This window comes from Streptomyces cyaneus (assembly GCF_004028635.1).
GTDB lineage: Bacteria > Actinomycetota > Actinomycetes > Streptomycetales > Streptomycetaceae > Streptomyces > Streptomyces cyaneus.
In genome coordinates this window covers 748293-773215 of sequence record NZ_ML138678.1, presented here as the reverse complement: position 1 = coordinate 773215, position 24923 = coordinate 748293, and the positions used below count along the sequence as shown (strand labels likewise).

Annotated in this window: 18 protein-coding genes; 11 read left to right on the top strand and 7 right to left on the bottom strand. The window is 71.1% G+C overall.

Annotation, left to right across the window (positions count from 1 at the left end; genetic code table 11):
- The first annotated feature begins 104 nt into the window (after positions 1-104).
- Positions 105-887 (top strand): sulfite exporter TauE/SafE family protein, encoded by a 783-nt coding sequence (locus EHO50_RS03445; protein WP_128428289.1) that lies wholly within the window; start codon positions 105-107, stop codon positions 885-887.
- Positions 888-928: 41 nt separating this feature from the next.
- Here the strand turns inward: EHO50_RS03445 and EHO50_RS03440 are convergent, their stop codons facing one another.
- The 3 genes from EHO50_RS03440 to EHO50_RS03430 all read right to left on the bottom strand — a co-directional run bounded on the left by EHO50_RS03440 (position 929) and on the right by EHO50_RS03430 (position 4283).
- On the bottom strand, positions 929-1711 hold the full coding sequence (locus EHO50_RS03440; RefSeq protein WP_128428288.1) for a class F sortase: 783 nt from the start codon (positions 1709-1711) through the stop codon (positions 929-931).
- Between the two features lie 82 nt (positions 1712-1793).
- Positions 1794-2315, bottom strand: coding sequence for a hypothetical protein (locus EHO50_RS03435; protein WP_128428287.1), 522 nt, complete (start codon positions 2313-2315; stop codon positions 1794-1796).
- 321 nt (positions 2316-2636) lie between these two features.
- Positions 2637-4283: a M4 family metallopeptidase gene (locus tag EHO50_RS03430; protein WP_128428286.1), complete on the bottom strand. Its 1647-nt coding sequence runs from the start codon at positions 4281-4283 to the stop codon at positions 2637-2639.
- 110 nt (positions 4284-4393) lie between these two features.
- Here EHO50_RS03430 and EHO50_RS03425 point away from each other — a divergent pair, with 110 nt between their 5' ends.
- Positions 4394-4828, top strand: coding sequence for a gamma-glutamylcyclotransferase family protein (locus EHO50_RS03425; RefSeq protein WP_128428285.1), 435 nt, complete (start codon positions 4394-4396; stop codon positions 4826-4828).
- Between the two features lie 389 nt (positions 4829-5217).
- Here EHO50_RS03425 and EHO50_RS03420 read toward each other — a convergent pair whose 3' ends face one another.
- Positions 5218-7455: a molybdopterin oxidoreductase family protein gene (locus tag EHO50_RS03420; protein ID WP_128428284.1), complete on the bottom strand. Its 2238-nt coding sequence runs from the start codon at positions 7453-7455 to the stop codon at positions 5218-5220.
- A gap of 360 nt (positions 7456-7815) precedes the next feature.
- Between EHO50_RS03420 and EHO50_RS03415 the strand changes: the two genes are divergently transcribed.
- From EHO50_RS03415 to EHO50_RS03400, 4 genes are all read left to right on the top strand, one after another.
- Positions 7816-9360, top strand: coding sequence for an amino acid adenylation domain-containing protein (locus EHO50_RS03415; protein ID WP_128428283.1), 1545 nt, complete (start codon positions 7816-7818; stop codon positions 9358-9360).
- Positions 9357-10604, top strand: coding sequence for a ferredoxin reductase domain-containing protein (locus tag EHO50_RS03410; RefSeq protein ID WP_128428282.1), 1248 nt, complete (start codon positions 9357-9359; stop codon positions 10602-10604). The genes EHO50_RS03415 and EHO50_RS03410 overlap by 4 nt, the downstream gene beginning before the upstream one ends.
- Before the next feature lie 28 nt (positions 10605-10632).
- Positions 10633-11400, top strand: coding sequence for an enoyl-CoA hydratase-related protein (locus EHO50_RS03405; protein ID WP_128428281.1), 768 nt, complete (start codon positions 10633-10635; stop codon positions 11398-11400).
- 162 nt (positions 11401-11562) lie between these two features.
- Entirely contained in the window at positions 11563-12909 is a 1347-nt protein-coding gene (locus EHO50_RS03400) for a cytochrome P450 (RefSeq protein ID WP_425472120.1), read from the top strand.
- A gap of 5 nt (positions 12910-12914) precedes the next feature.
- Here EHO50_RS03400 and EHO50_RS03395 read toward each other — a convergent pair whose 3' ends face one another.
- The gene (locus EHO50_RS03395; protein WP_128428279.1) at positions 12915-13601 is read right to left on the bottom strand and encodes a SanA/YdcF family protein; all 687 of its coding nucleotides are present in this window, start codon (positions 13599-13601) and stop codon (positions 12915-12917) included.
- Positions 13602-13825: 224 nt separating this feature from the next.
- Between EHO50_RS03395 and EHO50_RS03390 the strand changes: the two genes are divergently transcribed.
- From EHO50_RS03390 to EHO50_RS03370, 5 genes are all read left to right on the top strand, one after another.
- Positions 13826-14713 (top strand): sirohydrochlorin chelatase, encoded by an 888-nt coding sequence (locus EHO50_RS03390; protein ID WP_128428278.1) that lies wholly within the window; start codon positions 13826-13828, stop codon positions 14711-14713.
- A gap of 147 nt (positions 14714-14860) precedes the next feature.
- Positions 14861-16114, top strand: coding sequence for a deoxyguanosinetriphosphate triphosphohydrolase (locus EHO50_RS03385; RefSeq protein WP_128428277.1), 1254 nt, complete (start codon positions 14861-14863; stop codon positions 16112-16114).
- Between the two features lie 175 nt (positions 16115-16289).
- Entirely contained in the window at positions 16290-17555 is a 1266-nt protein-coding gene (locus tag EHO50_RS03380) for an NAD(P)/FAD-dependent oxidoreductase (RefSeq protein ID WP_128428276.1), read from the top strand.
- Between the two features lie 29 nt (positions 17556-17584).
- The gene (dnaG, locus tag EHO50_RS03375; protein WP_128428275.1) at positions 17585-19501 is read left to right on the top strand and encodes a DNA primase; all 1917 of its coding nucleotides are present in this window, start codon (positions 17585-17587) and stop codon (positions 19499-19501) included.
- A 114-nt stretch (positions 19502-19615) separates the two neighbouring features.
- On the top strand, positions 19616-20935 hold the full coding sequence (locus EHO50_RS03370; protein WP_128428274.1) for an RNA polymerase sigma factor: 1320 nt from the start codon (positions 19616-19618) through the stop codon (positions 20933-20935).
- Positions 20936-21114: 179 nt separating this feature from the next.
- Here the strand turns inward: EHO50_RS03370 and EHO50_RS03365 are convergent, their stop codons facing one another.
- Together EHO50_RS03365 and EHO50_RS03360 are read right to left on the bottom strand one after the other, a co-directional pair.
- The gene (locus EHO50_RS03365) at positions 21115-23043 is read right to left on the bottom strand and encodes an ABC transporter ATP-binding protein (protein WP_128428273.1); all 1929 of its coding nucleotides are present in this window, start codon (positions 23041-23043) and stop codon (positions 21115-21117) included.
- Positions 23043-24776 carry an ABC transporter ATP-binding protein gene (locus EHO50_RS03360; protein ID WP_128428272.1) on the bottom strand — a complete coding sequence of 578 codons (1734 nt, stop codon included), beginning with the start codon at positions 24774-24776 and terminating at the stop codon, positions 23043-23045. Before EHO50_RS03360 ends, EHO50_RS03365 begins: the two co-directional genes overlap by 1 nt.
- Positions 24777-24923: the final 147 nt, after the last annotated feature.

Sequence of the window (24923 nt, the reverse complement as noted above, 5' to 3'; positions counted from 1 at the left end):
CGCCCGGTATCCGTGCAGCCACCATCGTCTACGAATGATCGCCAACCTCAGATGCTCCTCATTTACGTGGACCTCACACGTACCGCCCGCCTAAGGTCGCGATCATGCCCGACATATCGCTGGCCATGGTCGCCGCCCTGTGCCTCGCAGCCCTCGTGGCCGGCTGGATCGACGCCGTGGTCGGCGGCGGGGGCCTGCTCCTGCTGCCGACGCTGCTGCTCGGCCTCCCCGCGAACACCCCGGCCGCGTACGCGCTCGGCACCAACAAGGCGGTCGCGATCGTCGGCACGTCCGGCGCCGCGGTGACATACGTCCGCAAGGCACCCGTGGACGTGGGCCTCGCCGTACGCATCGGGCTGGCGGCGCTCGCGGGCTCCTCCGGTGGTGCCTTCTTCGCGGCCGGCATGAGCACCGAGGTGCTGAAGCCCGTGATCATGGTGGTGCTGCTCGCCGTCGCCGCCTTCGTGATCCTGCGCCCCGCCTTCGGCACGGCCCCGGCGACGGGCCCGGCCACCCGCCGCCAGGTCCTCGCCGCGATCGGCCTGGCCGGCCTGGGCATCGGCTTCTACGACGGTCTGATCGGCCCCGGCACCGGCACCTTCCTGGTCCTCGCCCTCACCGCCGTACTCCACCTCGACCTGGTCACCGCCTCCGCCACCGCCAAGATCGTCAACTGCTGCACCAACGCCGGCGCGCTGGCCACCTTCGCCTGGCAGGGCACGGTCCTGTGGCAACTGGCCGCGCTGATGGCCGTGTTCAACCTGGCGGGCGGCATGCTGGGGGCTCGTACGGCGCTGAAGAAGGGCAGCGGATTCGTGCGGGTCGTGCTGCTGACGGTGGTGTTCGCGCTGGTGGCGAAGCTGGCGTACGAGCAGTGGGTGGCTTAGCGGGTCGCGCTCCCTCGTCGAATGCTCTCCCCAGGGAGCGGTCAGCGGCTGCCGGTGAGGTGTGCGAAGACGACGACGTTGCCCTGATAGCCGGTCGTCCGTGAGTAACCGCCGCCGCAGGTGATCACCCGCAGTTCGGGGCGTGGCGCCGGGCCGTACACCTTCTTGTCGGGGAAGGCCTTCGCGTCGTACACCTCGACGGCGTCGACGGAGAAGAGCGCCGTGCCGCCGTCCCGGCGGTCCACCTCGATCGTGCTGCCCTTCTTCAGGGCGCCGAGCCGGTAGAAGACGGCGGGCCCGTCGGCGTTGTCGACGTGGCCGGCGACGATCGCGGTGCCCGTCTCACCGGGCGTGGTGCCGGCCTCGTACCAACCGGCGAGGTTCGTCCGCTCGGCGGGCGGGACGTCGAGGCTGCCCGTCCTCGTCAGACCCAGGCCCATGAGGGGAGCGTCGACCCGTATCGAGGGGATGCGGATGCGGTCGGGAGGGGAGGGGGGTAGGGCGGGGTCGGGGGCGGCGGAGTGCGGGTCTGCGGAGCGGGGGTCTGCGGAGCGCTGGTCGGCGTGCGAGCCGCTCGACTCCCCGGCCAGCCCGGCTTCCCCGGTCTCCTCGGCCCCCGCGGTCTCCCCGGCCCCCCGGGCCTGTGCCGCCGACGGCTGTGGCGGCACATGCGTCTCGGCGCCGCTGCTCAGCAGCCAGGCGCCGGAGCACAGGGCCAGTACGGTGACGGCGGATATGGCGGCGTTGGCGACGCTGCGGCGACTGCGGGGACGGCGGTGACTGCGCACGCGAGCCTCCTGGGACTCCCCTCGGGCCGCCCTCATCCCCCTCCGGGCCGCGAGGGGCGTCGGACCCGGAGGGGGAGGGGACGTGCGGTACCGGCGGACGGACAGCGGAGGGTGTCCGTCAGATCCCGTCGCCTCTCGCCCGGCGATGCAGGAGCCAGGTACCGCCCGCGGCGGCGACGGCGAGAGCCGCCACGCCGGCCGCGGTCTGCACGGGGTCACCGCCGCCAAGAGCGCCGCCGACCCCCGTCTTCACACTTCCTCTCGGATACACCTGTTCGTCACGCGGGGAGGTCAGCGTGACCTCCAGGTCCCCCGTCACCCGCCGGCCGTCCTCCGCGCAGGTCGCGACGATCTCGTACGTCCCCGGCTGCGCGCTCGGCGGCACCCGGAACCGTCCGGTCGCGTCCTGCTCGTCCGGGGCCAGCGTGAAGGACCCCGCGCCGACCGCACTGGCGTCGCCCTCCGCCGTGGCGCCGCCCCCGCAGTCGGCCGTGTCCACCGTGACCTCCCCGCCCGGCACGACCGAGGCCGGGGACACCTCCAGGCCACCACCGTCGCCGCCGTACGCGGGCGTGACGACGAGCCCCACGGCGCCGGCGGCCAGCGCGGTCCCGGTCAGCAGACGGGCGGTACGTCGCATCGATGTTCCTCCGCACTCAGCGGGGCCACGGCCCGCGACACCCCCATGTGCCGCTGCGTCGGTCGCGCCCCTGCCCTTCCGAGGTAAGGGGCAGTGGGGCGGGAGCGCTTCCTGAGGGAACGCCGAAAATGGGGTGAACGGGTGTCAAGGACGAACTCGCCAGGACCTCTGGAGCCAGCGTTTCAGCAGGTCATCGAGGTGCGGCAGGGGCACGGCGGAAAAGAACCAGAACGGCACGGGGTGCGCGTGTGAACGGGTGACCGGGCACCGAGAAAGGGAGGCGGCACCCACGCCGCCTCCCTTTCACCTCAGGCCCTGGCTTCAGCCGACGCGCACCGCGCTCCAGGCCGCCGCCACCGCGTTGTACTCCGTGCTGCCGGCCCCGTACAGGTCCTTCGCCGCGCTCAGCGTCGCCGTACGGGCGCCCGCGTAGTTCGTCGAGGACGTCATGTAGACCGTCAGTGCCCGGTACCAGATCTTGCCCAGCTTGTCCCGGCCGATCCCGTTCACCGAAGAGCCGTTGCAGGTCGGCGAGTTGTAGCTGACGCCGTTGATCGTCTTCGCGCCGCTGCCCTCGGCGAGCAGGTAGGCGAAGTGGTTGCCGATGCCGGACGAGTAGTGGACGTCGAGCTGCCCGGTCGTCGTGGTCCAGCAGTCGACCGAGGCGCCGTCCTTGGACGGCTTGTCCATGTAGCGCAGGGCGTCCCGGCTGAAGCCCGACCGGACGATCTTCTCGCCGATCAGATAGTCGCCCGGGTCGGAGGAATTGGCCGCGTGGAACTCCACCAGCGTGCCGAAGATGTCGGACGTCGCCTCGTTCAGGCCGCCGGACTCGCCCGAGTACGTCAGCGCCGCGGTCTTCGACGTCACGCCGTGCGTCATCTCGTGACCGGCCACGTCCAGCGACACCAGCGGGCCGAGCTGGGTGCCGTCACCGTCGCCGTACGTCATGCAGAAGCAGCTGTCGTCCCAGAAGGCGTTGTTGTAGCCGCTGCCGTAGTGCACGCGGTTGAACGAACCCTTGCCGTCACCGGCGATGCCGTTGCGGCCGTGGACGTTCTTGTAGTAGTCCCACGTCACGTCCGTGCCGTACTGCGCGTCCACCGCCGCGGTCGAGCGGTCGGCCGTGGTGCCCGTACCCCAGTGGTTGTCGGCGTCCGTGAACACGGTCGACGGGGCGCGGTTGAGGCAGACGGTCAGGAGGCACAGGTCCGTCTTGTTCGCGGCGTCACCCGTGTAAGTGCCGCCGCGCGTCGCGTCCTTCAGCTGGTATGTCGATCCCGACTGCGTCGTCTCCAACGGCACCGTGCCGCCGTACAGCGACTTCCCGTCGCCGGACGCCGTCTCGATGCTGTCCCACGCGTCGATCCGGGTGCCGGTCAGGGCGTCGGTCAGCACCGTGCGGGCGACCGGGTTGCCGACGGAGTCCTGGGCGACCGCGTCGGTCCGCCAGGCCAGCTTCGGGGTGCCGTGCAGGGCGTCGACGACCAGCTCGGGCTTGGCCGTCAGCCGCTTCAGCGTCTCGCCGAGGTTCGCGGCCCGCAGCAGCTTCGCCGCGAGGTCGGCCGCCTTCGGTGCCGAGATCCTGGGTGTCACGCCGGCCAGGGAGATCGGGCGCTTCGTGGCGCGGGAGGCGCTGCGGTACGTACCGTCCTTCGCCAGGTGGACGACGAAGTCGCCGCCCAGGACGGGGAGTTGGCGGTAGGTGCGGTCGTAGCGGACATGCTGGGTGCCGTCCGCGTCCACGATCACGTCCCGCACGGTGGTGTCCTGCGCGGCGGTCAGCCCCAGGCTCGCCGCGTGGTCCGCGAGGACCGACGCCGCGTTGTCGAGCGCGGTGGCCCTGGTCGGACTGTCGTCCGCGCCGGCGGTGGGGGAGAGGGCGGTGGCCAGCAGGGTGGCGCCGACGGCGGCGATGCCCGCTGCGGCAAGACGGGAACCCCGGATGTGCGGCCGTATTCGGCTCATCGGTCTCCTTGAACTGGGCGGCGCAGAGGATGCCCAAGATTCAAGGGGTCGTGCACATGCCATGACCAGAGCGAATACGTGGAGGTGTGTGAGGGGAGAGAATCGTTTCCGTGACCCTCTCTCCTCGACTCCCGTTCTTCGTCTACGGCACCCTGCGTCCCGGAGAGCCCAATCACGACCATTTCCTGCGCGGCCGCACCCACACCGAGGAACCGGCACGACTCGTCGGGGCGGCGCTGTACGACGGTCCGGGCTACCCGTACGCCGTCGAGGAACGGGACGGCAGTGGCACGGTCCACGGCGACCTCGTCACCCCCCGCCCCGAGGAGTACCCGACGCTCCTGGCGGCCCTCGACCGCCTGGAGGAGTACGCCCCGGACGACCCGCGCAACCTCTACGAGCGCATCGCCCGCCAGGTGATCCGAGACTCCGACGCAACGGCCGTACAGGCGTGGGTGTATGTCGCCGCCCCGCCCGTCGCCGCCCGCCTGCGCACGCACGGCAAGCTCATCGAGAGCGGCGACTGGGCAACCCGACCCAGCTGAGCATCACGTCCGCGCCAGCCCGACTGCCACCGGCACCATCCCCGGCGCCTGCGGCACCCCGTACCCCGGCAACCTCACACCACCGACGGCGAGTTGGACCCTCCACGGCTCCGGACCGCCCGTCCTGACCCGGCCGGCCGGGGCGTCATCCCACGGCCGGATCCAAGTCGTCGTCGAGCGCGGGACGGCCGGCCCCGTCGCGCCGCACGGCGAGAGCCCCAACCGCCGTCGGCCATCGCGCTCACCCAGAGGATCCGCGGCCGAGCGACCGCCCTCCCTCACGCCTTCACGGCGCGGTGTCGGGGCGGATGCCGGTTGTGATGCGGGCGGGGGCGAGCGGGCCGTCCGGCTGAGTCAGGCGGACGCGAGGCCCAGCAGGCCCGGTCCGGCTATGACTTCACGGCCTCCAGCCGCACCGCGCACGCCTTGAACTCCGGCATCCGTGACGTCGGGTCCAGCGCCGGGTTGGTCAGGGTGTTGGCGCGGCCCTCGCCCGGCCAGTGGAACGGCATGAAGACCGTGTCGGGGCGGATGCCGGTCGTGATGCGAGCGGGGGCCACCGCCCGGCCCCGGCGCGAGACCACGGCCACCGGATCGCCCTCGGCGGCCCCGAGCCGCGCCGCCAGCCGGGGGTGCAACTCCACGAACGGGCCCGGCGCGGCGGCGTTCAGCTCGTCGACGCGGCGGGTCTGGGCGCCGGACTGGTACTGCGCCACGACCCGCCCGGTCGTCAGCAGCACCGGGTACTCGTCGTCGGGTTCCTCGGCGAGCGCCCGGTGCGAGACGGGGGCGAACCTCGCCCGTCCGTCCGGCGTGGCGAACCGGTCGAGGAAGAGACGGGGCGTGCCGGGGTGCACCGAGCCGCCCGTGGTCGCGTCACCCGTGCTCTCCTCGCCCGTGCTCTCGTCGTCCTGCGCCGGGTCGTCGGGCCCGGCTGAGGCGTCCAGAGGGGCGTCCAGCGAGGCGTCCTCGCAGTCGTCGGAGTCCGCCGGAGCGCCGTCCATGACCGTCGGCGCCGGGCAGGGCCAGAACACCCCGTTCTCCTCCGCCAGCCTGCGGTACGTGATCCCCGAGTAGTCCGCCGCTCCGCCCGCGCTCGCTCGGCGCAGCTCCTCGAAGACCTCCTCGGGGTCGGTCGGGAACCCCTTCTCCAGGCCCTTCTCGCCGCCCAGCCGCGCCGCGAGCTCGTGCATGACCTCCAGGTCGCTGCGGACGCCCTCCGGAGCGGTGATCGCGCGCCGCCGCAGCAGCACCCGGCCCTCCAGGTTGGTCGTCGTGCCCGTCTCCTCGGCCCACTGCGTCACCGGAAGGACGACATCCGCGAGGGCCGCCGTCTCCGACAGCACCACGTCGCACACCGCAAGGAAATCAAGGGACTTGATGCGCTCCTCGATGTGCGCGGCACGCGGCGCCGACACCACCGGGTTGGAGCCCATCAGCAGCAGCGACTTGATGTCCGAGCCCAGCGCGTCCAGCAACTCGTACGCACTGCGCCCCGGCCCGGGCAGGCTGTCCGGGTCCACGCCCCACACCTCGGCGACATGCCGCCGCGCGGCCGGGTCGTCCAGCTTGCGGTAGCCGGGCAGCTGGTCGGCCTTCTGGCCGTGCTCGCGCCCACCCTGCCCGTTGCCCTGTCCGGTGAGGCAGCCGTACCCCGACAGTGGCCGGCCCGCCCGCCCCGTCGCCAGGCACAGGTTGATCCACGCGCCCACGGTGTCCGTGCCCTTGGACTGCTGCTCGGGCCCGCGCGCGGTCAGCACCATCGCGTTCTCCGGCGCGCAGAACATCCGTACGGCTTCCCGGAGCTGAGGAACGGACACCCCCGTGATCCGCTCCACGTGCTCCGGCCAGTGCGCCATCGCGGCGGCCCGCGCGTCCTCCCAGCCGACCGTGCGCTCCTGGACGTACTCCTCGTCCACCCGCCCCTCGGCGACGACCAGGTGCAGCAGGCCGAGGGCCAGCGCGAGGTCGGTGCCCGGCCGGGGCATCAGGTGCAGGTCGGCCTGCTCGGCGGTCTTGGTGCGGCGCGGGTCGACGACGATGAGCGTGCCGCCGTTCTCCTTCAGCTCATTGAAGAAGCGCAGCGACGGCGGCATCGTCTCCGCCAGGTTGGAGCCGACGAGGATCACGCAGCCCGTCTTCGGTATGTCCTCCAGCGGGAACGGCAGCCCCCGGTCGAGCCCGAACGCCTTCATCCCGGCCGCGGCCGCCGACGACATGCAGAAGCGGCCGTTGTAGTCGATCTGCGAGGTGCCGAGCACGATCCTCGCGAACTTGCCGAGGCTGTACGCCTTCTCGTTCGTCAGACCGCCTCCGCCGAAGACCCCGCACGCGTCCGGGCCATGTTCCGTACGCGTGCGGTTGAGGCCCTCGGCGATGCGGTCCAGCGCCTCGTCCCAGGTGGCGGGCACGAGCGTGCCGCCCGACCGCACCAGCGGCGAGGTCAGGCGGACGCTCGACGCCAGCACCGCGGGCGCCGTACGGCCCTTGCCGCACAGCGCCCCCTTGTTCACCGGGAAGTCCGGGCGCTCGACCACCGCGACACCCCCGTCCTGCAAGGGCGTGAGGTTCATTCCGCACTGCAGGGCGCAGTACGGGCAGTGCGTGGGCGTCGCGGAGTTCGGCATACCGTCCAGCGTGAGTCGGGCGTGTTACGTACGGGACGGCTCCCTGTTACGCGGCCGGGACGGTGACCTCCCCGTCGCCGCCCGGCCGCCGTGAGGCGCACAGGCGCCCCGCTCTTCGTCGCCGCCGGACGGTGCGGAAGTTGCCGCTGTTTCGCAAATCGCGTCACGTGTCTCATTCCGTACCGTAGTTGGCCGATCACGCCTTGTTGAGAGTTGAAAAGCCAGGGCTACAGTCGAGCCCCAGGCAAGGCGCTAGCGCAGCACGTCTGACCGCATGCACTCCGCACGGCGTTCGACATACCGGGCATGCCCGCACGGCAACCGTCATCTCGAAACAGCCCGCCAGGAGGTCCCCCGACCATGCCCCTGCGCCCTCCCGGCCCCCTGGGCCACCTCACCCCCCGCGATCAGCGCCTCTTCTGGCAGTACGGCCGCGGTCCCGCCGTCCCCGTCCCCGACCCGCTGGTCCACCGTGCCGTCGAACGGCAGGCCGCTGCCGCACCGCAGGCCGTCGCCGCCGAGCACCTCGGCGACCGCATCACCTACGGCGAGCTCGACCGCCGCGCCGACGCCCTCGCCGCCCGGCTCGCCCGAGAGGGCGTACGCCCCGGCGACCACGTCGGCCTGTTCGTGCGCCGCTCGATCCCGATGCTCGTCGGCCTGCTCGGCATCCTGAAGGCGGGCGCCGCCTACGTCCCGCAGGACATCGGCCTCGCGCCCCCGCACCAGCTCGCCCACGTCATGCGCACCGCCCGCACCCGCGTCGTCCTCACGGCCGCCGAGCACGCCCACCGGGTGCCGCTGCCCGACGGCCACCTGTTGATCACACTCGACGAGCCACAGCCGTACGCCCCGAAACCCCGCACCCCGGCACGGCCCGACGACGGCTGCTACGTCCTGTTCACCTCCGGCACCACCGGCCGGCCCAACGGCGTGAAGGTCACCCACCGCAATGTCGCCAACATCCTGCTCACCGAACCCGGCGGCCTCGGCATCCGCCCCGGCGACCGCGTGGCCCAGCTCCTCAACGTCGCCTTCGACATGGCCGCCTGGGAGATCCTCGGCTGCCTCACCCACGGCGGCACCCTCGTCGTCCGAGGCAAGGACGTCGCGGCGACCGCCCGTACGGCCGACGTGCTGATCGCCACCCCGACCGTGCTGTCCGGCATCGACCCGGCGACCTGCCCGCGCGTCCACACCGTCGCCGTCGCCGGAGAGCCCTGCCCGCGCCCGCTCGCCGACCGGTGGGCCCGGCACGCCGCCTTCCACAACTGCTGCGGCCCGACCGAGACGACCATCGTCAACACGATGCACCGCCATCACCCGACCGACCCGCTGCTCACCATCGGCCGCCCGACCCCCAACAACACGGTCTACGTCCTCGACGCCGACCGCCGCCCCCTGCCCATCGGCGAGGTGGGGGAGATGTGGGCGGGCGGCGACTGCGTGTCGGCCGGCTATCTGGACAACGACGCCCTGAACGCCGAGCGCTACGCCCCGGACCCCTTCCTCGGCGCCGGCCACCGCATGTTCCGCACCCGTGACCTCGGCCGCTGGACCCCCGACGGCGAGCTCGAACACCTCGGCCGCACCGACGACCAGGTCAAGGTGCGCGGCTTCCGGGTCGAGCTCGACTCCGTCTCCTCGGTGCTGGAGTCGGTCGAGGGCTGTCTGCGCGCGGTGACCTTGAAGCGGGACGCGCGGACCCTCGTGTCCTTCGTCTGCCCCGCGGACGTCGACCCGGACGGGGCCCGCCGCGCGGTGGCGGAGGCGCTGCCGTACTACTGCGTGCCCGAGAGTGTCATGCCCCTGCCATTCCTGCCGGAGACCGACCGCGGCAAGATCGACAAACAGGCGCTGCTCAGGATGGCGGAGGAGCGGACGCTTCAGGGGGTGACCCGATGACGACCTCGCTCAACCGCCGGGCCGTCGATCTGCCGCCGCTGATCCCGGCCCCGCGCCGCCTGCTCAAGCACCCCCGTCTGATGCACTACAACCGCCTCGCGGCCCTCGTGCTCACCGCCAACCTGGCGTTCCTGTGGGCCGGTTGGCCCCTGTCGACGCCGACCCTGGGCCACGCGGCCCTCGCCAACCTCGCCCTCGCCGTCCTCGTGCGCCAGCAGTACGTGATCAACCTCTTCTTCAAGCTGGCCACTTGGGCGCCGACGACCTGGCCGCTGAAGGTCCGCTGGACGCTGGGCAAGGTGTACCACTTCGGCGGGCTGCACGTGGGCGGGGCCCTGGCGGGGACGGCATGGTTCCTGGCGCTGGCGCTCTGCACGACCAACCGCCCCCTCATGGTGGTGAGTTGGACCCTGCTGGCCCTCCTCGCGCTGATCGTCGCCACCGCGCTCCCGCCCTTCCGCTCCCGCCACCACGACCACTTCGAGAAGATCCACCGCTTCGGCGGCTGGACGGCCCTGATCCTGTTCTGGGCGCACACCCTGCTGTCGTCGTCCGGCCCCGTTCCACTCATGGTGCTCGCGCTCGTCACCTTCAGCGTGGCCCTGCCCTGGTTACGGCTGAGCAAGGTGGACGTACGCCTGGAACGGCCCTCCCCGCACGTCGTACTGGCTCGCTTCGACCACGGCGAGACCCCCTTCGCGGGCTCCTCGACGGCGATCAGCCGCAGCCCGCTGAAGGAGTGGCACTCCTTCGCCAACGTCCCCGCACCCGGCGAGCCCGGCTTCCGGCTCACCATCTCGCGCGCCGGTGACTGGACGGGCGCCTTCATCGACGACCTGCCCGCCCGGGTCTGGGTCAAGGGCATCACCACGGCCGGAGTCGCCAACATAGAGACCCTGTTCAAGAAGGTGGTCTACGTCGCCACCGGCAGCGGCATCGGCCCCTGCCTCCCGCACCTCCTCGCCGCCGAGGTCCCCTCCCGCCTGGTCTGGGCGACCCGCGACCCCCGCACCACCTACGGCGACGCCCTGATCGACGAGATCCTCGCCGTCCAGCCGCACGCCCTGGTCTGGGACACCTCCCGGCACGGCAAGCCCGACATGGTGCGGCTCGCCTACGAGGCGTACCGCGACTTCGGGGCCGAGGCCGTCATCTGCATCTCCAACAAGAAGCTCACCTGGCAGGTGGTGCACGGCCTGGAGCGGCGGGGGATTCCGGCGTACGGCGCGATCTGGGACTCGTAACTCCGAACTCTGTGCAGGGGAGCTGAAGATGAACAACCTCAAGATCGAACGCGACGGCGCCGTGGTGACCGTACGCCTGCACCGCCCACACGTGCTCAACGCCCTCAGCGGCGACCTGCTGGCCGAACTGCTCGACGCCCTGCGCCCGTTGGACACCGACCCCCAGGTGGGCTGCTTCGTCGTCACCGGTTCGGAGAAGGTGTTCGCGGCCGGAGCCGACATCAAGGAGATGGCGGGCAGGACGGCCGCTCAGATGGCGGCCGAGGACTACTTCGCGGCCTGGGAGGGCTTCACGGCCCTGCGCACCCCGAAGATCGCCGCCGTCAACGGCTATGCGCTGGGCGGCGGTTGCGAGCTGGCGATGATGTGCGATCTGGTCATCGCGGGGGAGTCGGCGGTCTTCGGCCAGCCGGAGATCAAGCTGGGCGTGATCCCCGGCATCGGCGGCACCCAGCGCCTGACCCGCCTCGTCGGCCGGGCGAAGGCGATGGACCTGATCCTCACCGGCCGCACGATGGACGCACGGGAGGCCGGAAGCTGCGGTCTCGTCTCCCGGGTCGTCCCGGACGACCGGGTCCTGCCGGAGGCCCTGCAGGCCGCGGCGACGATCGCCTCGTACGGCCGCGCGGCCGTCACGGCGGCCCGCGAGTGCGTCGACCAGGCCCTCGAAACCGGCCTGCGCGACGGCCTCCTCTTCGAACGCCGCGTCTTTCACGCCCTGTTCGCGACCGATGACCAGAAGGAGGGCATGACCGCGTTCCTGGAGAAACGGCCGCCCGTCTTCAAGGGGCGCTGAGGGTCCCGCCATGCGGTGTGGCCGGCGGTGCGTACGGCTCCGTCGGCCACAGCCGCAGCCCTTCCCGTGCCACGTGGCGCAGGACACGTTCATGACAGGATTGCGTTGGGGAAAGGTCAGGGAAGGCATAGGGCGCCCATAACCGCCCTGAAGGGATGACCCGTGCCGTCCACTGCGCCTCCCCCCATACCCCGAGCCGCAGGATCGCTCCCGTTCATCGGCCACGCTCTGAAAATGCGTGACAACCTCGGCTTCATCGACTCGCTGCGCGACACACGGGAACCACTCGTCGAGATCGTCCTGCAACCCGGGACGCGCACCATCGTGGTCCAGGACCCGGCCCTGATCCACCAGATGCTCAAGGCCCTGGCGCCCACCCTCGACAAGGGCCGGCTCTACGACAAGCTGGGCCAGCTGCTGGGCGACAGTGTCGTCACCGCCACCGGCCGGACCCACGTACGCAAACGCCGCCAGGTCCAACCGGCGTTCGCCCACGCCGAGATCAGCCGGTACGTCGACATCATGCGCGCCGAGGTGGCCGCCACGGTCGCCGGCTGGGAGCCCGGGCGGCCCCTCGACGTACGTGAGGCGATGGTCGGGCTCAGCCTCGACATGCTGGCCAAGACGGTGTTCGCCGGCAGCCTCGACGACGCCGTCTTCCGCCGGCTGCGCAGCGACCTGTCGGTGGTGTTGAACGACGTCGGTGTACGCATCATGCTGCCCGACTGGGCCGAGCGCCTGCCGCTGCCCTTCAACCGCCGCTTCGACCGGGCCCGGGCCGGCGTACGCGCCACCATCAACACCGCCGTCGACGAACTGCAGGCCTCCGGGCACGACACCGGGGACATGCTCTCCATGCTGCTGCGCGCCGTCGACGAGGAGACCGGCAAGCCGCTGACCGGGCATCAGATCTGCTCCGAGATCCTCACCCTGGCCGTGGCGGGCACCGAGACCACCGCGTCGGTGCTGTCCTGGACCTTGTACGAACTCGCCCGTCACCCGGAGATCGAGGCCCGCATCCTCGCCGAGCTGGACGAGGTCGTCGGCGAGCGGCCGGTCGCCTTCGACGACGTGACCCGGCTGCCGTACCTGAACCGGGTGATCACCGAGACCCTGCGGCTGCACCACCCCGGCTGGCTGGTCACCCGCCGCACCACCGAGGAGACTCGGCTCGGCGAGTGGACGCTGCCCGCCGGTACCGAACTGGCCTACTGCCAGCACGCCCTGCACCGCGACCCCCAGCGCTTCCCCGACCCGCACACCTTCGACCCGGACCGGTGGACCGACCCCGCGCAGGAGCCTCCGCCGGGCGCGTTCCTGCCTTTCGGGGACGGCAAGCACAAGTGCATGGGGGACCGTCTCGCGCTCACCGAGATGGTCACGGCGCTCGCGACGATGCTGCGTTCGGTACGGCTGGAACTCGCCGAGGGCCAGGTCATCCGCCAGGTCGCCCGGCTCACCGTACGGCCGCGCGCCCTGCAGATGACCGTCCACCCCCGAAACAGCTGAGGGCCCTACCGCTGCGTGGCGAGTGCCTGCGACACCCCGGGTTCCTTCCGTCCGAGGAACCGGGGGTCCGGCTCGAAGACGGCGTCCAGGGCCGCCTTGCTCGCCGCGAAGATCTCCCGGGTGCCGCCGTAGTACCAGGTCACGTCGTGCTTGGCGTCGACCCCGACGCCGTACGACACCACCCCCGCTTCCTGGCACAGCGCGACCGCCCGCCGGATGTGGAAGCCCTGGCTGATCAGTACCGCCTCGTCGACGCCGAAGATCTTCTTGGCGCGGACGCAGGAGTCCCAGGTGTCGAAGCCGGCGTAGTCGCTGACGATGCGGGAGTCGGGTACGCCGTGCCTGGTCAGATAGGCGCGCATGGCGTCGGGCTCGTCGTAGTCCTCGCGGCTGTTGTCGCCGGTGACGAGGACGACCTCGATACGGCCCTCGCGGTACAGCTCGGCCGCCGCGTCGAGCCGGTGCGCGAGGTACGGCGACGGCTCGCCCGCCCACAGACCCGCACCGAAGACGACGGCGACGTCGGTGCGCGGCACGTCGGCCGTGGTCCGCAGCCGGTCCCCGGTCACGACGTACATCCAGGTGGCCGGAAGCAGCGCCAGCACGCACCCCGCCATCACGGCCTGCACCAGCCGCCGCTGCCCCGCACGGGTGCGCGGCAGTCGTGGTCGGGACAGCTTCGGTCTGCGCATCTGGTGGGTCCCTCCCCGGTCGGCCGACCGCCTCTTCTCGACAGTCAGGGACGTCCTGTCAGCCTCCGCGGTTCACCCCCGCCGACGTGACCAGGTTCACTTCGCTCCACGAATGCGCAGGTCACGCCGCCTCACACAGGCCTGGCACCCCACCGTGAACCCGGTGTAAAAACCCGTTATTCAGGCGCAACGGGAAGGCAACGTCCCGCCGCCACCATCGGTTCATGACGGCGTCGAACCCGCTTCACGACGAGTCCACGACCCTCCCCGGCCCGGGGGCCCACCTCGACAGTACGGCGCACATCATGAACCGGATCAGCAGCCAGCTCGCCAGCCAGCTCAGCCTCGTCTCGCTCGACGGCAGCCGGCGCCCCCACCCGCCCGCGCTCGTCGTCGTGGCGCACGGCAGCCGCGACCCGCGCGCCCTGAGCACCGTACGCGCGCTCCTCGACAAGGTCCGCGAGCTGCGCCCCGGCCTGCCGGTCCACCTCGGCCACATCGAGCTGAACGAGCCCCTGCTCCCGGACACCCTCGCCTCCCTCGGCGACCGAGAGGCGATCTTGGTCCCGCTCCTCCTCAGTCGCGGCTACCACATCAAGCGGGACATCCCCGAGATGGCCGCCGAGTCGGAGGTACGCGCACGCGTGGCCGGCGCTCTCGGCCCGCACCCGCTGCTGGTGGAGGCCTTGTACGCCCGCCTGGTCGAGGCCGGCTGGCGCACCCGCACGGACGACGCCGTGCGCCGCAGGAGCGCGGTGGTCCTGGCGGCGGCAGGCTCCCGCGACCCCGAGTCCAAGGTCGACACCAACCGCACGGCTCAGCTCCTGGCCGACCGCCTGGGTGTCCCGGTGGTCCCGGCCTACGCGACAACGGCCGCCCCGACAGTCCCGGACGCCATCCGCGCCCTGGCCGCCCGCGGCCGCACAAGGGTGGCGATCGCCTCCTACTTCACAGCCCCCGGCCGCTTCGCAACGGAGTGCGCACAGGCGGCCCCATGGATCGCCTCGGCCCCGCTGGGCACCCACCCCGCGATGGCGAAGCTGCTTCTCCACCGCTACGACCAGATGGTGGCGACGCCGGTCACGACAGCACCGGAACTGGCGTCGGCTTAGAACGCCGGGCGAGGCAGCCCACCCAGGGGCGCGGGGAACTGCGCGATCGGCCACAGACAACCCGCACCCGCGTACGAACGACTCCCGGCCGACGAGTAGGCGCAACACAGCCCTCCGTTTGTCAGTGTCTGCCCGTACTGTCGGTGCATGTACTACGACGAGTCGGCAGTAGAACGCTGGGCCCCCGAACCCGACAAACGCCCAGGCCGCACGGCCTTCCAACGTGATCGCGCCCGCGTACTGCACTCCGCTGCCCTCAGAAGGCTCGCCGGCAAGACCCAGGTGGTCACCCCAGGAACCCACAGCAACGCCTGGGACCCGAGCCCCCGCACCCGCCTCACCCACTCCCTGGAGTGCGCCCAAGTCGGCCGCGAACTCGGCGCAGCCCTCGGCTGCGACCCCGACCTGGTGGAAGCCGCCTGCCTCTCCCACGACCTCGGCCACCCCCCCTTCGGCCACAACGGCGAAGTCGCGCTGAACGAATTCGCCGAGGACTGCGGCGGCTTCGAGGGCAACGCCCAGTCCCTGAGACTCCTCACCCGCATCGAGCCCAAACGCTTCACCCCGGAGGGCTCCGTCGGCCTCAACCTCACCCGGGCCACCCTCGACGCCGCCACCAAGTACCCGTGGCCCCGCGGCGCCCACCCCACCGCCCCGGAGTCCCCGAAGTTCGGCGTCTACGAGGACGACCGCCCCGTCTTCGACTGGGTCCGCAAGGACGCCCCCGGTGCCCGCACCACCTTCGAGGCCCAGGTCATGGACTGGTCCGACGACGTGGCGTACTCCGTGCACGACGTCGAGGACGGCCTGCACGCCGGCCACATCGACCCCAACTGCCTGCACGCCGAGCCGGAACGCCAGGCGGTCTTCGCGGTCGCCATCGGACGGTACGTCCCCGAGGACACCGACCCGGCCGACCTGTCCGCCGCCCTCGACCGCCTCCAGGACCAGGAATGGTGGCCGCACGGCTACGACGGTTCGGCCGTCGCCCAGGCCCGCCTCAAGGACGCCACGAGCCAGCTCATCGGCCGGTTCTGCCTGGCCGCCGAGAGCGCCACACGCGCGGCGTACGGCAACGGCCGGCTCACCCGCTACGGCGCCGAACTCGTCGTACCGCACGGGACCCGCCTGGAGTGCGCGGTGCTCAAGGCCGTCGCCGACCGGTACGTCATGCAGCGTGCCGAGCAGGAGCGGCTCCGCGCCGACCAGCGGATCGTGGTCGCCGAACTGGCCGAGGCGCTCACCGCCCGCGCGCCCGACGGACTGGACCCGCAGTTCCGGGCCCTGTTCGACACGGCCACCGACGACCGCGCCCGCAAACGCGTGATCGTCGACCAGATCGCCTCCCTGACGGACGCCTCGGCCCGCTCCCTGCACGCGCGGCTCACAAACAGGGCGTAGACCCGCCGCGCGCACCCGCACGCAGCCGCGCTCACCCACACGCGACGGGTGAGGCCCAAGAGGCGAACGGGCACTCGAAGGTGACCCTGCGTGGCCTGATCGGGTCACCCCCTCTTCCCGCATCACGCTGCGTGCGGGACGCTCGTGTGGCGGCACCCTTACGAGGAGGCATCAAGTGGTCGACGCGGATCAGACATTCGTCATCGTCGGAGGCGGACTCGCCGGCGCCAAGGCGGCCGAGACGCTCCGGGCGGAGGGCTTCAGCGGGCGGGTGATACTGATCTGCGACGAGCGCGACCACCCGTACGAGCGGCCACCCCTGTCCAAGGGCTACCTCCTCGGCAAGGAGGAACGCGACAGCGTCTTCGTGCACGAGCCCGCCTGGTACGCGCGCAACGACATCGAGCTGCACCTGGGCCAGACCGTCGACGCGATCGACCGTACGGCGAAGACGGTGCGGTTCGGCGAGGACGGCACCGTCGTCCACTACGACAAGCTCCTGCTGGCCACCGGCGCCGAGCCGCGCCGCCTGGACATCCCCGGCACGGATCTGGCCGGCGTCCACCACCTGCGCCGCCTCGCGCACGCCGAGCGCCTCAAGGGCGTCCTCGCCTCGCTCGGCCGGGACAACGGGCACATCGTGATCGCCGGCGCCGGCTGGATCGGCCTGGAGGTCGCGGCGGCGGCCCGGGAGTACGGCGCCGAGGTCACCGTCGTCGAGCACAACCCCACCCCGCTGCACGGCGTCCTCGGCCCCGAGCTGGGCGCCGTCTTCGCCGAGCTGCATCGCGAGCACGGGGTGCGCTTCCACTTCGGGCGGCGGCTGACGGAGATCGTCGGCCAGGACGGCATGGTGCTGGCCGCCCGCACCGACGACGGCGAGGAGCACCCCGCGCACGACGTCCTGGCGGCGATCGGCGCGGCCCCACGCATCGGCCTCGCGGAAGCGGCGGGCCTGGAGATCGCCGACCGCGCCCATGGCCGCGGCGTCGTCGTCGACGAGCGGCTGCGCACCTCCGACCCCGACATCTACGCGGCCGGCGACGTGGCCTCCTTCCCGCACGCCCTGTTCGACACCCGGCTGCGCGTCGAGCACTGGGCCAACGCGCTCAACGGCGGCCCGGCGGCGGCGCGGGCGATGCTCGGGCAGGACATCACCTACGACCGGGTGCCCTACTTCTTCTCCGACCAGTACGACCTGGGCATGGAGTACTCCGGCTGGGCGCCCCCGGGGACGTACGACGAGGTGGTGATCCGGGGCGACGCGGGCAAGCGGGAGTTCATCGCGTTCTGGGTGAAGGACGGCCGGGTCCTGGCCGGGATGAATGTGAACGTGTGGGATGTCACAGACCCCATTCAGCAGCTGATCCGCTCGAAGGCACAGGTGAACACCGAGACCCTGGCGGATCCCCACATTTCGCTCGAAAACCTCGTCCCGTAGGTGTCAGTCCACCCCCGTAGAATTCACGCGTGGCAGGACGGATCAACGACGAGGACGTGAAGGCGGTACGGGACGCGGTCCCGATCGACGCCGTGGTGTCCGAGTACCTCCAGCTGCGTAACGCGGGCGGCGGGAACCTCAAGGGGCTGTGCCCCTTCCATGACGAGAAGTCGCCGTCCTTCCAGGTCAGTCCGAGCAAGGGGCTCTTCCACTGCTTCGGCTGCCAGGAGGGCGGCGACACCATCACGTTCGTGATGAAGGTCGACCACCTCTCCTTCTCCGAGGCGGTCGAGCGCCTCGCCGGCCAGGCCGGCATCACCCTGCGCTACGAGGAGGGCGGGTACAACCCCTCCCACCAGCGCGGCGAACGCATCCGCCTGGTCGAGGCCCACAAGATCGCCGCCGAGTGGTACGCCGAACAGCTGGCGACCAGCCCCGAGGCCGACACCGGACGGATCTTCCTCGCCGAGCGCGGCTTCGACCAGTCCGCCGCCGTCCACTTCGGCGTCGGCTACAGCCCCCAGGGCTGGGACCACCTCACCCGCTACCTCCGCGGCAAGGGCTTCACAGACAAGGAGATCCTCCTGTCCGGGCTCGCACAGGAGGGCCGGCGTGGTCCCATCGACCGGTTCCGGGGCCGCCTCATGTGGCCGATCCGGGACATCGGCGGGGAGGTCGTCGGCTTCGGTGCGCGCAAGCTCTACGAGGCCGACAACGGGCCGAAGTACCTCAACACCCCCGACACGGCCATCTACAAGAAGTCCCAGGTCCTCTACGGCATCGACCTCGCCAAGAAGGACATCGCGAAGGTCAGCCGCGCGGTCGTCGTCGAGGGCTACACCGACGTCATGGCCTGCCACCTCGCCGGGGTGACCACGGCCATCGCCACCTGCGGTACGGCCTTCGGCGGCGACCACATCAAGATCCTCCGCCGGCTGCTGATGGACAACGGCTCGGCCCGCGTCATCTTCACCTTCGACGGCGACGCGGCCGGCCAGAAGGCGGCCCTGCGCGCCTTCGAGGACGACCAGAAGTTCGCGGCGGAGACGTACATCGCGATCGCCCCGGACGGCATGGACCCCTGTGAACTGCGCCTGGCGAAGGGCGACGAGGCGGTCGCCGACCTGGCCGAACCCCGCACTCCGCTCTTCGAGTTCGCGCTGCGCCAGATCGTCCTGCGCTACGACCTCGACACCCCGGCGGGCCGTGCGGCCGCGCTGGACGAGGCGGCCCCGATCGTCGCCCGCATCAAGAACAGCGGCGCCCAGCACGAGGTGGCCGTCCAGCTCGCGGGCATGCTCGGCATCCTCGACACGCAGTTCGTGGTCAAGCGCGTGGCGCAGCTGGCGCGTTGGGCGCGGGACCGGGGCGGCAGAGGACAGGCGCCGACGTCCGGCCCGGGATCCCGCAACCCGCAGCAGCAGTACGACGCCGCTCCTGGCCTGCGCACCTCCGGCCCGGCCCTGACCCTGCGCAACCCCGTCTACGCCACTGAACGCGAGCTCCTCAAACTCGCCCTGCAGCGCCCCGAGTTGGTCTCCCCGGCGTTCGACGCATACGGCGTCGACGAGTTCACCGCCGCGCCCTACGCCGCCGTACGCCAGGCGATCATGGACGCGGGCGGCGCGGAGTACGGCATCCAGGACGCCCAGGAGTACCTGGTCCGCGTCCGCGAGGCGGCCCCCGACGACCAGGTCCGTGCGATGGTCACCGAGCTGGCGGTCGAGGCGATCATGCGCAGGACGGTCGACGAGAACTACGCCGGCGAACAACTCGTGACGGTCCGCCGCCGCGCCGTGGAACGCCGCGTCCGCGACATCCAGAGCCAGTTGGCCCGCCTGGGTGCGGGCGGCGACCCGGCCCAACTGGCCGCCGTACAGAACGAGCTGTGGGTGTTGCAGCAGTACGACCAGGCATTGCGGGGGCAGGGCGCGGCGGCGCTCTGAGAGATACGCGGGGATTCGCGTACGACTGGGTAACCGCCCGGTCACGCACCGGACTCAAAAAGTCACCGCACGCCCCTCGTGGCGGCGATGTGTCGTACTCCACACTGGGTTCCGGTGCCTGAGTCCTCGGAGCGCGGCCGATCCGTTCCCCACGGGTCCCACACCCCCGCGGTTCCGCTCATCGCGTACGGGACGGACAGCGGCGAGGCCGCCGACTCCGCCCTCGAAGCAGCGCTGCCGTATGCCTCGGCAGCGATCATCCTGGAGGTCGCCCCCGTGCAGACCCAGACCCTCATCCAGACCGACGTCAGTTCCGCCACCGGCGCTGACAGCACTGAGCCGGACGCGGAGGCCGACGTTCTCGTCGCGGTGCCGCCGCAGAGCCGTGTCGCGCACCACCCCGAGACGGAGCCGGAGGCCTCGCCCGAGCCCGCGGAACCGCCCGCAGAGGCCCTGGACGGCGCGGACGCCGCCGAGCCGGTCGAGGCGCCGCTGCCGGCCCGCGCCCGCACCGACAACAGCGGCCCCTCCTCCGACCTGTTCCGCCAGTACCTGCGCGAGATCGGCCGTATCCCCCTCCTCACCGCGGCCGAGGAGGTCGAACTCGCCCGCCGCGTCGAGGCCGGCCTGTTCGCCGAGGAGAAGCTGAGCAGCACCCCCGATCTGGAGAGCCGGCTCGCCCTCGACCTGGACCGCCTGGTCGTCATGGGCCGGATGGCCAAGCGGCGCCTGATCGAGGCGAACCTGCGGCTCGTGGTCTCGGTCGCCAAGCGCTACGTCGGGCGCGGGCTGACCATGCTCGACCTCGTCCAGGAGGGAAACCTCGGCCTCATCCGGGCCGTGGAGAAGTTCGACTACGCCCGCGGCTACAAGTTCTCGACGTACGCCACCTGGTGGATCCGGCAGGCCATGTCCCGCGCCCTCGCCGACCAGGCCCGCACCATCCGAGTGCCGGTCCACGTCGTCGAGTTGATCAACCGGGTCGTCCGCGTCCAGCGCCGCATGCTGCAGGAACGCGGCTACGAACCGACGCCGGAAGAGGTGGCCGCCCACCTCGACCTCCTGCCCGAGCGCGTCAGCGAGGTCCTGCGCCTGGCCCAGGAACCGGTGTCGCTGCACGCCCCGGTGGGCGAGGAGGACGACGTGGCGCTGGGCGACCTCATTGAGGACGGCGACGCGACGAGCCCGGTGGAGTCGGCGGCGTTCCTGCTCTTGCGTGAGCACCTGGAAGCGGTGCTGTCGACTCTGGGGGAGCGTGAGCGGAAGGTCGTACAGCTGAGGTACGGCCTCGCGGACGGCCGCCCCCGCACGCTGGAGGAGATAGGCCGCATCTTCGGCGTGACGCGGGAACGGATCAGGCAGATCGAGTCGAAGACGCTGAACAAGCTGCGGGACCATGCGTTTGCGGACCAGCTGAGGGGCTATCTGGACTGACGCCGTCTGCGGGCCGGTGGGGGCTGGTCGCGCAGTTCCCCGCGCCCCTAAAGGGGCGTCAGCTGCACGCACCTAAGGGGCGCGGGGCTGTGTCAATAAGCGGCTCCGCCGCGGGGCGCGACCAGCCACAACGGACCCGCAGCCGCCCCACGACACCACGCGGCACCCCCGAACGCGACTCAGTCCACCTCCGCCACCGCCTGCGCGAACTGCGCCTTGTACAACCGCGCATAAGCCCCGTCGGCCGCCAACAGCTCGCCGTGCGCGCCCTGTTCGACGATCGAACCGTTCTCCATGACGAGGATCGTGTCCGCGTCCCGGATGGTCGACAACCGGTGCGCGATGACGAACGACGTACGCCCGTGCGCCAGTTTCGCCATCGCCTTCTGGATCAACACCTCGGTACGAGTGTCGACCGACGACGTCGCCTCGTCCAGCACCAGGATCACCGGGTCGGACAGGAACGCCCGAGCGATGGTGATCAGCTGCTTCTCACCCGCGCTGACCCCCGACCCCTCGTCGTCGATCACCGTGTCGTACCCGTCGGGCAGCGTACGGATGAACCGGTCCGCATGAGCCGCCCGCGCCGCCTCCTCGATCTCGCCCCGGGTCACCTCCCGCGAGGCCCCGTACGCGATGTTCTCCGCGATCGTGCCGCCGAACAGCCAGGTGTCCTGCAGCACCATCCCGATGCCGGCCCGCAGTTCGTCCCGGGACATGCGGGCGATGTCGACCCCGTCGAGGGTGATGCGCCCGGACGAGACGTCGTAGAACCGCATCAGCAGGTTCACGAGAGTCGTCTTGCCGGCGCCCGTCGGGCCGACGATCGCGACCGTGTGCCCGGGCTCCACCGTCAGCGACAGGTCCTCGATCAGCGGCTTCTCGGGGTCGTACCGGAAGGACACCCCCTCCAGCGCCACCCGTCCCCGCAGCTCCTCCGGCCGCACCCCGGGCACGGGGTCCGCCTCCTGCTCGTCCGCGTCCAGGAGCTCGAAGATCCGCTCGGCGGACGCGACACCCGACTGCACGAGGTTCGCCATCGACGCGACCTGCGTCAGCGGCATGGAGAACTGCCGCGAGTACTGGATGAAGGCCTGCACGTCACCGATCGACAACGAGCCCGACGCGACCCGCAGACCGCCGACCACCGCCACGAGCACGTAGTTGATGTTCGACACGAACAGCATCAGCGGCTGCATGATCCCGCTGTTGAACTGCGCCTTGAACCCGGCCTCGTACAGTGCCTCGTTCTGCTCGGCGAACTGCTCGGCCGACTCCTCCTGCCGCCCGAACACCTTCACCAGGGTGTGCCCGGTGTACATCTCCTCGACGTGCGCGTTGAGCTTGCCGGTCGAGCGCCACTGCTGCACGAAGTGCGGCTGCGACCGCTTGCCGACGCGCGTGGCGACCACGAACGACAGCGGCACGGTCACCAGCGCGACCAGCGCCAGCAGCCACGACACCCAGAACATCATCGCCAGGACGCCGATGATGGTGAGCACCGAGTTGATGAGCTGGCCCATCGACTGCTGCAGCGTCTGCCCGATGTTGTCGATGTCGTTCGTGGCGCGGGACAGCACCTCGCCGCGCCGGCTCTTGTCGAAGTACGACAGCGGCAGCCGCGACAGCTTCGTCTGGACGTCCTCGCGCATCCGGAACATCGTGCGGTTCACGGCCCGGTTCACCAGCCGCGTCGCCACCGCCATCAGCAGACCGGCGACGACGAACACGGCGAGCGCGAACAGCAGCACGCTGCCGACGGCACCGAAGTCGATGCCCTCGCCCGGGGTGAAGTCGGTGCTGCGGAGCATGTCGGCGATCTGGCCGTCGCCGCGCTCCCGCATCGCCGAGAGGACCTGCTCCTTGGCCATCCCGGGCTCGAACTGCCGCCCGACGATGCCCGCGAAGACCAGGTCGGTGGCCTCACCGAGGATCTTCGGCCCGGCGACCGACAGGCCCACGCTCACGACCACGCAGAACAGCAGCGCGTAGATGGTGAGCCGCTCGGGCTTGAACTGGGCGATCAGCCGCCTGCCCGACACCTTGAAGTCCAGCGAGTGCTGATCGGGGCCGCCGCCGGCCATCATCCGCCCCATCGGCCCGGCCATCAGGCAGCCTCCGCTTCCGTCAGCTGGGAGAGCACGATCTCCCGGTACGTCTCGTTGTCCGCCATCAGCTCGTGGTGCCGGCCCGTGCCGACGACCCGCCCCTCGTCGAGCACGACGATCCGGTCCGCGTCCCGGATGGTCGCCACGCGCTGGGCGACGATGACGACGGTCGCCTCGGCGGTCTCACGCGCGAGCGCCGCCCGCAGAGCGGCGTCCGTGGCGTAGTCGAGGGCGGAGAAGGAGTCGTCGAAGAGGTAGATCTCCGGCCGCTGGACGAGCGTCCGCGCGATGGCGAGGCGCTGCCGCTGACCGCCCGACACGTTCGTGCCGCCCTGCGCGATCGGCGCGTCGAGCCCGCCCTCCAGCCGCTCCACGAACTCCTTGGCCTGCGCCACCTCCAGCGCGTGCCACAGCTCCTCGTCCGTCGCGTCCGGATTGCCGTAGCGGAGGTTGGTCGCCACCGTCCCGGCGAACAGATACGGCCGCTGCGGTACGAGGCTCACGGTCTTCGCCAGCAGCTGCGGATCGACGGCCGCCACGTCCTCCCCGTCCACAAGCACCCGTCCGTCGGTCGCGTCGAACAGCCGCGGGACGAGGCCCAGCAGGGTCGACTTCCCACTGCCGGTCGACCCGATCACGGCCGTCGTCTCACCCGGCAGCGCGACCAGGTCGATCGCCTTCAGCACCGGCTCCTCGGCACCCGGGTAGCGGAACCCGGCGCCCCGGATCTCCAGATGACCGTGCCGACGCAGCTCCCGCACGGGCGAGGTCGGCGGCACCACGCTCGACGACGTGTCCAGGACCTCCTGGATGCGCTCGGCGCACACCTCCGCGCGCGGCACCATCATGAACATGAAGGTGGCCATCATCACGGACATCACGATCTGCATGAGATAGGCGAGGAACGCCGTCAGATCACCGATCTGCATCCCGCCGCTGTCGATGCGATGGGCCCCGAACCAGACCACCGCGATGGACGACAGGTTCACCACCGTCATGACGATCGGGAACATCAGCGCGAGCAGTCTGCCGGTGCCCATCGCCATCTCGGTGAGCTCGACGTTGGCCTTCTTGAAGCGCTGCTGCTCGTACTCGTCGCGCACGAAGGCACGGATCACCCGGTTGCCGGTGATCTGCTCGCGCAGCACCCGGTTCACCGTGTCGAGCCGCTCCTGCATGGTCCGGAACAGCGGCCGCAGCCGCCGCACGATCAAGGTCACACTGATGCCGAGCACGGGCACCACGGCGACCAGCACGGCCGACAGCGGCACATCCAGGCCGAGCGCCAGCACGATGCCGCCCACGCACATGATCGGCGCCGACACCATCAGCGTGAACGTCATCAGCGCCAGCATCTGCACCTGCTGGACGTCATTGGTCGTACGGGTGATCAGCGAGGGCGCACCGAAGTGGCCGACCTCACGCGCCGAGAACGACTGCACCCGGTCGAAGACCGCCGCCCGCACGTCCCGCCCGAGCGCGGCCGCGGTCCGGGCGCCGTAGTACACGGCACCGATGTTGCACACGACCTGCGCCAGCGAGATGCCGATCATCAGGGCGCCGTAGGACAGGATGTAGCCGGTGTCGCCGTTGACGACGCCCGTGTCGATGATGTCCGCGTTCAGCGTGGGCAGGTAGAGGGTGGCGCAGGTCTGCAGGAACTGCAGCAGCACCAGCCAGGCGATGGGTTTTCGGTAGGGCCTGAGGTAGGTCCGCAGAAGTCGTATGAGCACGCTGCTTCTCTCGGAGTGGGCGGATCGGCGATGGGGGCGATTGGTTGCCCTTGGCCCCTATCGTCGAACACTCCACCCGTGTTACCTCAACCGATTAAGCCGTCAGCGCGACTCCGTACGGCCTTACGGGGACGACTCCTACCGGTC

Coding starts and splice junctions, on each gene's coding strand:
- EHO50_RS03390 (WP_128428278.1), top strand. CDS start 13,826: ATGACGGCGTCGAACCCGCTTCACGACGAGTCCACGACCCTCCCCGGC.
- EHO50_RS03430 (WP_128428286.1), bottom strand. CDS start 4,283: ATGAGCCGAATACGGCCGCACATCCGGGGTTCCCGTCTTGCCGCAGCG.
- EHO50_RS03395 (WP_128428279.1), bottom strand. CDS start 13,601: ATGCGCAGACCGAAGCTGTCCCGACCACGACTGCCGCGCACCCGTGCG.
- EHO50_RS03435 (WP_128428287.1), bottom strand. CDS start 2,315: ATGCGACGTACCGCCCGTCTGCTGACCGGGACCGCGCTGGCCGCCGGC.
- EHO50_RS03445 (WP_128428289.1), top strand. CDS start 105: ATGCCCGACATATCGCTGGCCATGGTCGCCGCCCTGTGCCTCGCAGCC.
- EHO50_RS03420 (WP_128428284.1), bottom strand. CDS start 7,455: ATGCCGAACTCCGCGACGCCCACGCACTGCCCGTACTGCGCCCTGCAG.
- EHO50_RS03385 (WP_128428277.1), top strand. CDS start 14,861: ATGTACTACGACGAGTCGGCAGTAGAACGCTGGGCCCCCGAACCCGAC.
- EHO50_RS03405 (WP_128428281.1), top strand. CDS start 10,633: ATGAACAACCTCAAGATCGAACGCGACGGCGCCGTGGTGACCGTACGC.
- EHO50_RS03410 (WP_128428282.1), top strand. CDS start 9,357: ATGACGACCTCGCTCAACCGCCGGGCCGTCGATCTGCCGCCGCTGATC.
- EHO50_RS03415 (WP_128428283.1), top strand. CDS start 7,816: ATGCCCCTGCGCCCTCCCGGCCCCCTGGGCCACCTCACCCCCCGCGAT.
- EHO50_RS03365 (WP_128428273.1), bottom strand. CDS start 23,043: ATGGCCGGGCCGATGGGGCGGATGATGGCCGGCGGCGGCCCCGATCAG.
- EHO50_RS03440 (WP_128428288.1), bottom strand. CDS start 1,711: ATGAGGGCGGCCCGAGGGGAGTCCCAGGAGGCTCGCGTGCGCAGTCAC.